Source organism: Trichocoleus desertorum ATA4-8-CV12 (assembly GCA_019358975.1).
GTDB classification, from domain to species: domain Bacteria; phylum Cyanobacteriota; class Cyanobacteriia; order FACHB-46; family FACHB-46; genus Trichocoleus; species Trichocoleus desertorum_A.
The window spans coordinates 1-11,274 of the sequence record JAHHIL010000086.1 but is presented as its reverse complement, the minus strand read 5'-3'; the positions used below and the strand labels follow the sequence as shown (position 1 = coordinate 11,274).

Genomic DNA, 11,274 nt, shown 5'->3' with positions numbered 1-11,274 from the left:
ATCACCATCCCGAAGCTCCATAGACTCAAGCCTGTGACTTGGGAGAGGCTGAGGTGAGGGAAATGGGCACTCACGATGCGGTTCCACTGCTTGAGGGCAGGATGTCGCAACATCACAATCACTCCCTAAACTCGCACTACCTTTAATTTTGGCGTAACCTAAGTCTCCACTCACCCCTTCATCACAAACCTACACGTGTGAGGGGCAAAGGGGGGAGCCAGACACCGAAGCGATTGGTCGCAGCAAAGGCGGACTAAGCACCAAGCTTCATGCCGTCGTGGATGCACTGGGCAATCCTGTCAGCTTTCACCTCACACCCGGACAAGCCAGCGACTTGGATGGAGCCGACCAACTGCTGCCCACTGTGGTGGCTGATACGGTACTGGGGGATAAAGGGTATGATGCTGATGAACGAGTGATTGAGCGACTGCAAACACAGGGCAAGACGGCAGTGATTCCGCCACGCGCCAATCGCAAGCAACTGCGTGAGTATGACAAGGAGTTGTACAAAGCGCGTCACTTGATTGAAAATTTCTTTGCCAAGCTGAAGCAATATCGAGCCATTGCCACGCGCTACGATAAGCGGGGTAGAAACTTTTTGGGTGCCATCTACCTCGCAGCTGCCGTTGTTTGGCTTAATTGATGACACGCTCTAGTGTTTTTTTCTAATTGCAGATATATTCTTTCAGATTAACTAGCTCTTGCGATCGCGTTCCATTCACTATTCATTACTCCAGCCACAGTTTTTACAATTCCAAGGCCCTGCCAACCCTTCACCTTGCGAGAAATGCTGTCCACACTGCGGACATTGACCCGTAAAAGCTGGATACCACATGAGTAGCTCTAATTGTTCAGTCCGTGTCCAGCGTTGAGGTGGTTGGGGAATTGCTTCACCGTTATAGACTGCGTCCTCTTGCTCAGAGGAGTCTTTAGGAGACATAGGCTGATGGAGATGAAGAGCTTAATGTAGACAAAAGGGCGATCGGCTTTCTACTAGATTCGAGCACTTGGTTATTTGATGCAGGCGTGTATGAATAAACTTAACTCCTAGCCCAAAGGAATGGAATGAGATCCTGTTCAAAGCAGGATAACTCAGAATACTCATGGGACTGGCTCATCTGAGACAGTATCTGAGGTGAAATTGCTTCGAGCTTAATTCCTGCTAGTTCTTTTGAGACTGGCACATCCTTCATGTCCTGGTAACTCATGTGTTTGAGTGATATGGACTATAGCGCCATTACAGCCCATGTAACAGTCGTTATTATAGAAGCGGTTTTGCGAGCATTAACTTTCTGAGCCCTGCTGCCTGGTCGGAGGGACCTCACACGACTCTATCCTTCCATAAAGCCTGCGCTTGATTTTGAGGGGAGACCATTGGCTTGTCTGTTGGGCTCAACCGTTGTCCCAGCGAATGATAGTAGAGTGGAATTTGCCAAAGGAGCATACCGTAGCTCGCACACTCATTCCTTCAGTGCGAGCGTTAAATTGCTTACGACAGGTCTTACACAGATATTCTTGAACAGAGGTACCGTCTTGTGGTGTCAGCTTGCCGTTTTTGACAACCTGCTGGTTTTGATAATCTAGGCAGTGCATAAGCTGAAGTCCTTTCACTGCAACTGATTCTACTCATCATTCGCTAGAAGACTAGTCCCGCTTTAGTCAAATGGCCAATTGCTCTATCTGCTCTAAAAGCTTTTTAAGCTTGGCTGCTTTCTCTACATCTGTCCAGACTTTCGCCTTGTCCATCTGACGCAATGCAGTCTTAAACCGCGCTTTTAGGTCCGTATTGAAATTTTCTACAGCTTCTTGTGTTGGAGTAAGTAAGGCCTTAACTTGTTGTTTGACTTCGTTGAGAGATAATCGCTGGTTGATAACTTTTTCTAGTAACATTATTCGATCTTCAGAATTTTTCAGTTTAGCTATTTCGATTGCCTTCGTATAATCAATCCGCGAAGATCGAATAGCCTGTAGAATTTCAGATGGTTTTTTGAGCAAGGGTAGTCTTGTGGCGACAAATGACTGCCAAGTTAGCAGGCCACGAGCTGTAAAAAACTCTTCAACGATTACTGCATTTTCATTACCCAACGCATTTTGGGTAATTTTTCCTTTAGCCTGGTTGTCCATCTTATAGAGGAGCGAAATTACCTCTTCTCGCTCCATGCCCAGTTTCTTTGAGAGAAGATTTAGAGTGATGTCTAGTTCCTCTAATTTGGAGAAGTCACGTCGCCTATCATTTTCATCAAACGCAGCAGCGTATGCTTCGTCATTATTCCAATTAAAAACTTTGATGGGAATATCTGTAATTCCAACCAATTCACAACCTGTTAATCGCCGCAGTCCTGCAACTAGTTCGTACTCACCAGGCTTACTGGGCATTGGACGAGTCCATAGAGCCGTACGTACCCCATTGGGTTTGAGGTCTGTCTCTGCCCATTCCTTTAATTCATTTTGGTCGTAGTAGTAGCGAACAGGCTTGCGATCGGGAGTGAAGGAAAATGTCTTGTGAATTTTGGCAATGGGAACAATAATTTCGCTTCCAAACTCTGCTGCTTCAGGATCATGAAGTGGTTGATTCTGCGATGGCGAAGTTGAGGTATCTGTATTATCTCCAAAAACAAAGCTCTCTAGCCCTGGAGAAGGGTTCTCTTTATACGCTTGCTTCAGCGTTCTCCTACCTTTACTTACCATTGAAAATCTTTAGTGCTTCTGTAAACAACGATTCGTACAATTTCGCGGCATTTTTGGCTGGCTTGCCTGTCATGCCAAAAACGGTGTTTGCCTGTCCGGGGGCATCCTTGAAAACCTGGCGATCGTAAATGATCGTTTTCATCAAAGGAATATCAGGTTCATCTTTAAGTGCCTCTTGAGCTTCTTTAAGAAGAACAGTATTACTCTTAACCTGAGTCATATAAATAGCCGCTTTTGGCAGATCTCCCCTTAACTCTCGCACTTGCCGAATTAATCTTAAGATATCTCCAGAGCTTCTTAGCTCCACGATTGACTCCCGACAAGGAATTAGCGCCAGGTGACACCTTGCTAGGATTGCTTTAGTAATCTCATTCGACTTCGCTGGGCCATCAACAACCACCAGATCACATTCCTGGCTTAGCCTTTGCAGCTTATCAAACAGGTCTTCCGGATTAATAATCGCCAGTGACGACAGCTTAAGCTTTGGAGAAGTTTCCTTTAGTTCCGCTATCCATTGAGAGCTACTTTGTTGGGCATCAGCATCGACTAGAATGACTGATTTCCCCTGGCGAGCAAAGCGATCGGCGGCATGGACAGCACCCGTCGATTTGCCCACACCACCTTTCTGATTCACAAAAGCAATAATCTGTGGGGTTTGCATACGCTTCATGCTTGAGTGTTTTTATCATACTGCTGAAAAATGTACTTACTGATTTTACCCAAAGCGTATTGGGTAAAATCAAAAATTGGGTAGGAGATGGGCAAATTACACTAAAATTACGTTTTCCAATCTTTTCTGCCCCCGCGTGCCTCTAGGGAGCGATCGCTAGGGTTGAAATTGAAATGTAACGAAGATTGGGCAGCTAATAATTCATTTGTCACATGCTCACTTGTCTCGTTATCACTTTACCGACAGTAGGTAGGCTAGTGTTGAACTAATACAACACTAGCCTACCTTTCGAATCTAGAGGAGCCATCAATACCTGGCTGCTCGGGCTTGAAGTTGCAGGACTACTGAGATACTTTTTTCCGTGATTGATAACACACCCCCAGACAATAGCTATTCCCGTGGATACAATCCCAAATCGCGGAAGAACCTTAACCGAGAGGGGAGACAACCTCTACATGGAGAACCGAAGAAAGATCGGTTCGTCCGAGCTACGACAGACGGATGGGAAGGATTTAAGGAGGTGGCTCAGGGTTTAGGAATATCAGCTTCTGAACTAGTTGAGCAGATCGGCAGAGGCGAACTGATCGTAAGCCGTAAGCAAGAGCTATTTGAACCAATCGACCAATAAAATCTAGTCCAGCAATTTCTAAAACCCATCCCTACTAAGTTATGGGTTTTTTAAGTTGTATTAATGCTCTTGATAAATTAATTATCTCCATATTAGCCAGGTTATTATAGAAATGTGAGGGATAGGAAATGGAGCACCATGAAGGCTGCCGACAGGGCAAGGGTGCCGAAGCCTGAAGTCTAGAGCGTAACGCCACCGATAAAACTTCTTATTTCTACCGATCAAAGGCACCCGCCTAACGCAAACTAGAGCGGGTATCCGGCTCACAACGGAGCAATTTAGTCATGGCTTTTATTGACGATTGCCTAGTGGATGAACGTAACGAACGCACTCAGGAAGCTCTATATGAGCATTTCCTGGAAGGCAAAACTGCTGCTGCTTTTGGCAGACTGCCAGAGTATAACGATGAAACATATCTGGAAGGATATGTAGCCGGGGTTAAGGAGCTACCTGCTGATCCCAAAACCAAAAAAGTTCAGAATTATAGTTCTCGAAAACAATTTGCCTTTGGTTGGATGGACGGCAACCCAGAATACCAAGACCAGTTCGGTGAGCTCTAGAGCCTTGGGGACAGGCCCCATGACTATCCCAGTTCACGTATTTTTGTTATCTCAGCTTTCAGCTTTTCAATAATCCTTTTACCCAAAGTGCATTGGGTAATTCAGAAGCTGTTACCCAATGCACTTTGGGTAAAGCTCAAACTCCCATCTAGTACCTTGCCGAGATCGGATAGCAAGCCTGGTTCTCTTCACTCTTCCAGCAAGATTGATCCTAATGACAAAAGTTATTATACCGGTTACGGTAACAGTCGAATTTACTACAAGCATCAAGCAGGGTAGGGATGCGAGGTCTGTTCTGTTCAAAGATGCAGGAGGCTAGAAAATTCGGAAGTCGTTCGATTTCGAAGGTGAAGAATTAGCTCTCCTGAGCAAAGGCGCAAAGTACAAAGCATTCCCGCAGACAGCAGTAAATACAGGAATAGAAAACACAATATTGTGCTTCAGGCTCTTCCCGCAAATCCAATACTCTGAGATTCTGCATTGAGAGTACAGCCTGTTACGGAGTCATCCCTGCCTAAGCTACCTGAAGCTGTTCTTTCAACCTAGAAAACAGATGAAAACAAAAACCTTTAGCAAAGCTATACGATCACGCGGACTTACTTAACTTTAGCTATAAGGCCGTAAAACACAAGTTTACGAACCTTGCTGACCCGCGTGATTATCGAGCGATCGCGACAACGCTTTATCTAGCAATTATCGGTAGTGCATTAAATTAATGTGGGATAGATAGCGATGTCGTGCCAATTCCACGATCGCGTCGTTAATCCCGCTCGCTGTGCAGCAGTAGTTTGGAAGCGGCTATGCCGCCAGATCCAGTTAAAATAACTTACCACTAACCGTGTCGTCACTTTGGTCTGTTCCCATACCTTGCCAAACTTATTTTGTCGCCGTTCGCGTAGCGTGCCGCAGGCTTAGCCACCTTCCCGTTTGTTGTCGCAATGTTCTATTCGTTCGCTCCAATCGCTGTGTTTTATCTTTGCCAATGTAATGGTCTATCTCCGGTAGCAACACTCGCTCGTATCCACCCCAGTCATCCGTATTCAACTGTTTGCAATCGGTCTTTCCTTCGGTATTGATCACTAATTGACCAATGAACCCATCGCTGTGTTTGCCCACGCAGGCGGTGAGAATCAAGCCACTGGAGCAAGCAAGACTTAAACCAATCCAACAGTCGCCCCGGTTTCGTTCCTCGCTGGTGCATTGCTTCTGTTTTTTGCGACAAATGACCACATTTCATCCGCGCTCACTTCTGCGGTTTCGACGGATTGAACCTCTTGGTTATGCACTAGTTGCGCTTTTTAGCTGGCAGCACGCACAATGCTCACGACAGTATTGTAAGCAAGTGCACTGGTGCGACTGATGCCTCGTAAGCTACTGCCCTCACTATGTGCTTGCAGCACTTGGGGAATTTGCTCAGGGCTGACATGGCGACGATAATAAAGACTATCAAACGACTCACAAAAGGTTTGATGGCAAGCAGGACAGAGATAGCGTTGATGACCATTCGGCATCTTGCCATGCTTATGAGCTTTGCTATGACCGCATAGAGGACATTCCATCGCTTTGCTTCCAGCCGAGGTTCCTCTTTACTCTATTAATCCCACATTGAATTGACGCACTATCCAATTATCTGCCAACCGATCTGTTTTAACTCGCCAAAGACAGCTAGTAGTTAAATTCAAATTTCCACATCGATTCAACAAATATCAATGCTTTTCCTTCGTAATGTTTACTAATCCAAGCAAAACTCAAAACTATGCACGATCCAAACTTAACAGAAGCCCAACGGTTGCTAACCTACCTCCAGAAGAAAGCCGTAGACTCGCAAAATATTCCAATCACCTCTGAAGAACTGACAACGCTTGCAAACTGCTTCATTAATCGTTTAATTATCCAAGCACCACCTTTAAATGAAATCATTCAGGAAGAGTTGGACAATCCGCGTTATCAAATCCATTGGCATAAACCAAACAAAGTAAATAGAAAGCATATTGAACCGATTCATTCCGTTTTCCCAACAGCTCAGCAAAAGCAATAATTTTTGCAGCCCTGGTTTAGCAGAGATCGAAGCTGCATTTTGGAATGAAATCTATGACCCCACTCCTAATCATCAAAACTCAAATAATCTAGCTCTGATGGCTGGTGGAATGATTCGCCACACTGGTTTGCCCGGAAGGGGGTTCCTACTGATTATTGAGAATCAAGGCAAGATTTCTATTTGTTTATTCAACCAGATGCAGCAGGAAATAGTGCAGGCTGCTTGAGTACTACTAAGAGATAAGGAGCCAGGGTATGACGGTCTTACAACTCATTCCACCCAAGCGAACATTAACTACTCAGGCTCAGCAGCTCCGGAAGTTACCAGCTCCGGAAGTTACCTAACCTTCCCGTAGAAGAACAGATATAACTCTTGAAAACTGCCTGCCAGAAGTTGAAGGCGACACGAGATAAGGAACCCTAGTTCAAGATCCCTACCACGAAACCAGCTCAGCAACATATCTGCGCTCGCATTTGGCAATTCAGAAAAGCCGATCAACAGTTGATGTTGGGACAACAGCAGGCAATCGCAGCTCTGGAAATCTTACAAAACCTGTGAATCCATTATGAACCCCCTACCCCATCTAAGGCAGGCAATACCGCTTGGCACTATTCCTTTTTGATCAAACCAATGAATTATTTATCCGCTGGTATGCCAATCCGGGAAGTTAACCCACTCAAACTGCTTCCCGCTAACGCCCTAGGCCGCATTGGTATCTATGGTCAGCTTCAAGCTCAACAAGATACCATCTTGTTTCTCTTTGGGAACCAACCAGTGTATTCCGTTAAGTGGAAACATAGCCACTACTCCTGGAACCAGCAATGGGGAACAAACTGGCTGTTTCTACTGGATCAAGAAGATCCCATAAAGTTCGCTGCTGCCGATGGGCTGCATATCGCCAACAAGCGGATTGAAACAACCCTTTACCAAAGGTAGTCATGCACAAATTTTACTTTTCTGGGGTTGCTTCAAAAGATGAGCGGTTGATGCTAGAGCAAGCAGGAATTACCAACATTTTGGTTGATCCGATCGACTTGAAGCATGTTTTAGATTAGGATGGGTCATTGGCTCTTGACTCCGGTGAGTACCGACGCTTTCGCCACCAACTGGTCGAAGTTGTTGACATTGAGAAATACCTATTTAAGATTGCCCGATCGCGATCGCTCGATTGGATGGCAGCTCCTGACTTGTTTGCTGAACCGCTCTGGACCCTAGCCCGGTGGAATCAAATTAAGCACTGGGGCGTTCCCAACCTGGTTCCAGTCTAGAGCTGGGATGCGCCCCTCTCAATCTTGCATCAATACCTAGAGGAAGCACCCTTAGTTGGCATTGGGGGTTATGTTCCCTGGATGCACTTGCAAGGTAAAGAAAACTTGGAAGCGAAACGGGAAAACCTCGCTACACTCAAATCTCTTTGCCAGCAGCAGCCCAATCGCTTCCATTTATTCGGTTTGTGCTGGGAAGAAGCGATCGAAGTCCTAACCCCCTACCCCCACTCCGCCGACTCATCCCATTAGCTCTGTGGAGCTAGAAAAGGCAAGTAATTTTTATGAACTCACGTACTGGCCGGTTGGGTAAGGCACCTGCTAGAGCCTTGCCCTTTGCCAAAGATTGAAGTCGTGAAAAGCGATGCATTGAGAACGCAAAAGTCCTAGCTCAGTTTACTGCCGCGTCAGGAGAAGTCCGTTATGATTGACTTCCAAACTCTAACTCGCTGGCTAACGATGATATATGAGATAGACGGCCAATTGCGTCAGCTTGCCCAGGTATCTAATCACAAAGACCAAGAGCCACTGGAAGAGGCGGTTGCTCAGATCCGTTATGCCAAAATTGCTCTGCTAAAAGCCAAAGGATTGACTGATCTAGCTTGGCAAAAACCGTATCTACGGGCAATTCAAGAAGACAAATTCAACGAAGGTGCTCCGTTTTGAACATCACTAATCAATCAGGAGATCTACAAAACAATTGCGTTCTAGATGCGATCGCTCAGCTCAGAAGCCCAAGGGAGATTGCTTCTGCCTGCTTGCTGACTAACATCCTCTACTGTGACCAACGGCAGCAAGTCTGACAAATACGCAGCAATCGTGGGGCAGCGCTCAGATCCACTTGTTGCTGCACAAGAACTTGATAAGTACTGGGGGGTGAGATCAATCGCTGCGCGATCGCCAATCGGAAATCGGAATCAAAAATCATCCTATTGGCTATCACTTGCGAGACTTCCTGAAAGCACAAGAGCTTTGTATGATGCTCTTGAATCAAAATAGCTGACACAGCACTCCCCTATGGTCAATTCTTCTACGTCTCATCCTGCTTCCCCCAGCATCTTGGCTAACTTGCTCGAAGCCGATGCCACCCTCGCCACCCAGGAAGCAGAACTCACCACACAACTGGCAGCAGTTCGGGAGAAACGCCAAAGCCTCCAGAGTGTCATTGATTTGTTTACCACCTCATCTCCCACTTTGCCTTCCTCCCAGGTTGGAGAGGATACTGCCGCTCCTGCCGAGGTCCCCACAAAGGATATCGCTTTTGCTTCAGAGACCTCAGCACCAACTCCTGCTCCCGCTGCTGAAGAGCCAGAGGAGGTAAAACCCAAGCAAAGCGTTTCCACTTCTAAGCCCCGGGCAGCAGCGAAAAGCAGCAAAGCACCTCAAGGCACTAAAGCAGGTAAGCCAGGAAAACGATCGCAAAACTGGCAGGATTATCTGCAACCTGCCTTCCGTCAAACTTCTCTACCCACCGCGATCGCGGCTGTGTTCCAGCGGCGGCCACAAGACCTTCTGAGTGTGCCTGAACTAGTTGATGAGATTTTTGTCGAGGCTATCCCTCAAGACGTGCAGACTATTGCTCGCAACCGCATGTTAAACATTCTTTCCACCGGAGCTAAAGAGGGGCAGTGGTATCGGGGTCCTAAAGGCCGCTATAGCCTCTCCCAAAAAGTCGCAGAATCTAGTCGCTAGTCCATTCAAGTTCTATTGTGCCGCCGCGATCGCCGCGAAGAGCACCTGCATGGCGACGACAGCATCAGCCTGCTACCGCATAGTAACGAAGCTGGGCAGCGGCTTGTGCTGAGTCAAGGTCATCAGATATCCCAATCGCGACCCTTCACTTCGCTGGGAATCGGATTCAGAAGAGTGCTATTCCGCTCCCACTTTTCTCCTTAATCCTGCCACCGCGCTCAGTAAGCCTGTAGCCCCTGTTCAACCTGCCGCTGGAGCGGTAGAAGTTCTCGACTATCAATCCTCACCTAACCGATAGGCGATCACGCCTGATCCGCATCTGTTCTGTTGAGTTTGGGCACTCACTCACTCCACAACTCTACAAAAGAGACGTTGGGCTCTGGCTGGAAAGGTGACCCGCATAAATGCTCGATCGCCTCACAGCTGATGGCGGCATTGAGAATTTGCAGCGTCAGTCGCTATTCGTGTTACATTATCTTCCTTGTAAATGTAACACGAATAGCGATGCCATCCCTTCAAAGCTTGCAACAACGCCTCACAGCTTTAGAAGCTCAGATCGCAGGGCTGAAACAGGAGGGGGACTACCTCATCGGGGTGCGACTGGAACGCTCTGCTGCTGGCGGGACTGCTTCCCAAAGCGCCAAGGAAGACTTGAAGTACGCCCGATTAAGAGCGGGCCGGGGGAAACTACTGCCGAATGGTAAAAAAAGCATGTATGTGCCCGCGAGAGACATTGCTCGCTATGACGCGGCTTGCCGCCGAGGAGAACAAATTCAGAAACTCGAGCGCCAACTCAATCAACTACAAGCTCAAATCGTCAAGCTAGAACCGTCCCCATACCGCAGCTTGAGAGACGGCAAGCGTAAGCGCTGCGTGCGACAACAGGATTCAAAGTGCAATGAGACGCCATCAACCGCCATCGTTGAAGTCGCACCCCCTCCTGTGCCGATCGTGCCTGCTGCGATTCTCGTACTGTACCGCCAACAGGCCAATGCTCCCGTTCATGCCGTCGCTGCCGAAGTGTGGCAGGAAAATCAACAGATTGCGGTAGTACCCGCAGTTCACTGTATGGGTCTCAAGGACGATCGCGTCAGTGCATATATCAAGGAAATGCTGGCATCCCTGGCTCAGCAGTTTGGCGTGACTCGATTTGAGGATGTAATTAAGGAAGTACCAGTGGCCCAGTGTCCCCTTGAACCCTGTCCCTTGAGAGTGTAGTGGATCAAGATGCCAGCACAGCACTTTCAGCACCTTCTCACCCAGGCCATCAAGCAAGCGATCGCTAACCCCGCTGCAGCCAACTTGAAAGCGCTGTTAGAAAAATTGGAGTGCATCTTACCGAGTTTGCCGGAGGCGGAGCAATTACAGGTTGCAGGGGATGTACTGGCTCAACTGATTGACATTTATGTCTGCCAAGCCGAGCAACTCCTCAATGCCTGGGAGGAACAATACAATTCCAGTCTCTGTGAACCTATCTTGAGCGCCGACTTGCTGCAAGAGGTGCTGCGGCATACCATGACGTTGAATCTGGATGAGATATGGGTAGCCGCAGAACACCAACCACAGCTTCCTCAACCAACTGATACCATAGTGGGTCTTGTAGCTCAAACGAATTTGCTGGAGTTCTTAAATCAAATCTACCCGGAGCAAGCTCAGCCCTCAGCCCTAGATGTGGCCCATGAGGAAGATATCCCCGCCTGGATCCAAGCGATCGCCCAATGGTTGCAGCAGCA

Annotated in this window: 14 protein-coding genes and 2 pseudogenes; 10 read left to right on the top strand and 6 right to left on the bottom strand. The window is 47.4% G+C overall.

The features are described 5' to 3' along the window. The first annotated feature begins 193 nt into the window (after positions 1–193). A pseudogene (locus KME12_27300) lies at positions 194–643 on the top strand (IS5 family transposase). 78 nt (positions 644–721) lie between these two features. Here KME12_27300 and KME12_27295 read toward each other — a convergent pair. The 4 genes from KME12_27295 to KME12_27280 all read right to left on the bottom strand — a co-directional run bounded on the left by KME12_27295 (position 722) and on the right by KME12_27280 (position 3,349). Then, positions 722–940: a hypothetical protein gene (locus tag KME12_27295; protein ID MBW4491468.1), complete on the bottom strand. Its 219-nt coding sequence runs from the start codon at positions 938–940 to the stop codon at positions 722–724. 452 nt (positions 941–1,392) lie between these two features. After that, positions 1,393–1,593 (bottom strand): hypothetical protein, encoded by a 201-nt coding sequence (locus KME12_27290; protein ID MBW4491467.1) that lies wholly within the window; start codon positions 1,591–1,593, stop codon positions 1,393–1,395. 66 nt (positions 1,594–1,659) lie between these two features. Beyond that, a complete protein-coding gene (locus KME12_27285) occupies positions 1,660–2,688 on the bottom strand; it encodes a ParB N-terminal domain-containing protein (protein ID MBW4491466.1) in 1,029 nt (342 codons plus the stop codon). Beyond that, positions 2,678–3,349, bottom strand: coding sequence for a ParA family protein (locus KME12_27280; GenBank protein ID MBW4491465.1), 672 nt, complete (start codon positions 3,347–3,349; stop codon positions 2,678–2,680). The genes KME12_27285 and KME12_27280 overlap by 11 nt, the downstream gene beginning before the upstream one ends. 921 nt (positions 3,350–4,270) lie before the next feature. Between KME12_27280 and KME12_27275 the strand changes: the two genes are divergently transcribed. Then, complete coding sequence (locus tag KME12_27275; GenBank protein MBW4491464.1) at positions 4,271–4,546, top strand: hypothetical protein; 276 nt, start codon at positions 4,271–4,273, stop codon at positions 4,544–4,546. A gap of 707 nt (positions 4,547–5,253) precedes the next feature. On the opposite strand, the pseudogene KME12_27270 reads toward KME12_27275, so the two are convergent. Then, a pseudogene (locus KME12_27270) lies at positions 5,254–6,105 on the bottom strand (IS1 family transposase). 197 nt (positions 6,106–6,302) lie between these two features. On the opposite strand from KME12_27270, the gene KME12_27265 reads away from it, so the two are divergent. From KME12_27265 to KME12_27245, 5 genes are all read left to right on the top strand, one after another. Then, positions 6,303–6,584 (top strand): hypothetical protein, encoded by a 282-nt coding sequence (locus KME12_27265; protein ID MBW4491463.1) that lies wholly within the window; start codon positions 6,303–6,305, stop codon positions 6,582–6,584. A 630-nt stretch (positions 6,585–7,214) separates the two neighbouring features. Then, complete coding sequence (locus KME12_27260; GenBank protein ID MBW4491462.1) at positions 7,215–7,520, top strand: hypothetical protein; 306 nt, start codon at positions 7,215–7,217, stop codon at positions 7,518–7,520. A gap of 128 nt (positions 7,521–7,648) precedes the next feature. After that, positions 7,649–7,852: a hypothetical protein gene (locus KME12_27255; protein ID MBW4491461.1), complete on the top strand. Its 204-nt coding sequence runs from the start codon at positions 7,649–7,651 to the stop codon at positions 7,850–7,852. Between the two features lie 24 nt (positions 7,853–7,876). After that, on the top strand, positions 7,877–8,101 hold the full coding sequence (locus KME12_27250; protein MBW4491460.1) for a hypothetical protein: 225 nt from the start codon (positions 7,877–7,879) through the stop codon (positions 8,099–8,101). 171 nt (positions 8,102–8,272) lie between these two features. Next, positions 8,273–8,515 (top strand): hypothetical protein, encoded by a 243-nt coding sequence (locus KME12_27245; protein MBW4491459.1) that lies wholly within the window; start codon positions 8,273–8,275, stop codon positions 8,513–8,515. Between the two features lie 109 nt (positions 8,516–8,624). On the opposite strand, the gene KME12_27240 is transcribed toward KME12_27245, so the two are convergent. Next, positions 8,625–8,777, bottom strand: a complete 153-nt coding sequence (locus KME12_27240; protein ID MBW4491458.1) for a hypothetical protein — start codon at positions 8,775–8,777, stop codon at positions 8,625–8,627. An 89-nt stretch (positions 8,778–8,866) separates the two neighbouring features. Here KME12_27240 and KME12_27235 point away from each other — a divergent pair, with 89 nt between their 5' ends. The 3 genes from KME12_27235 to KME12_27225 all read left to right on the top strand — a co-directional run. Further along, positions 8,867–9,541, top strand: a complete 675-nt coding sequence (locus KME12_27235; GenBank protein ID MBW4491457.1) for a hypothetical protein — start codon at positions 8,867–8,869, stop codon at positions 9,539–9,541. A gap of 504 nt (positions 9,542–10,045) precedes the next feature. Continuing rightward, a complete protein-coding gene (locus KME12_27230) occupies positions 10,046–10,759 on the top strand; it encodes a hypothetical protein (GenBank protein MBW4491456.1) in 714 nt (237 codons plus the stop codon). Between the two features lie 9 nt (positions 10,760–10,768). Next, positions 10,769–11,274, top strand: a 506-nt coding sequence (locus tag KME12_27225) for a hypothetical protein (protein ID MBW4491455.1), incomplete at its 3' end; no start/stop codon positions are given.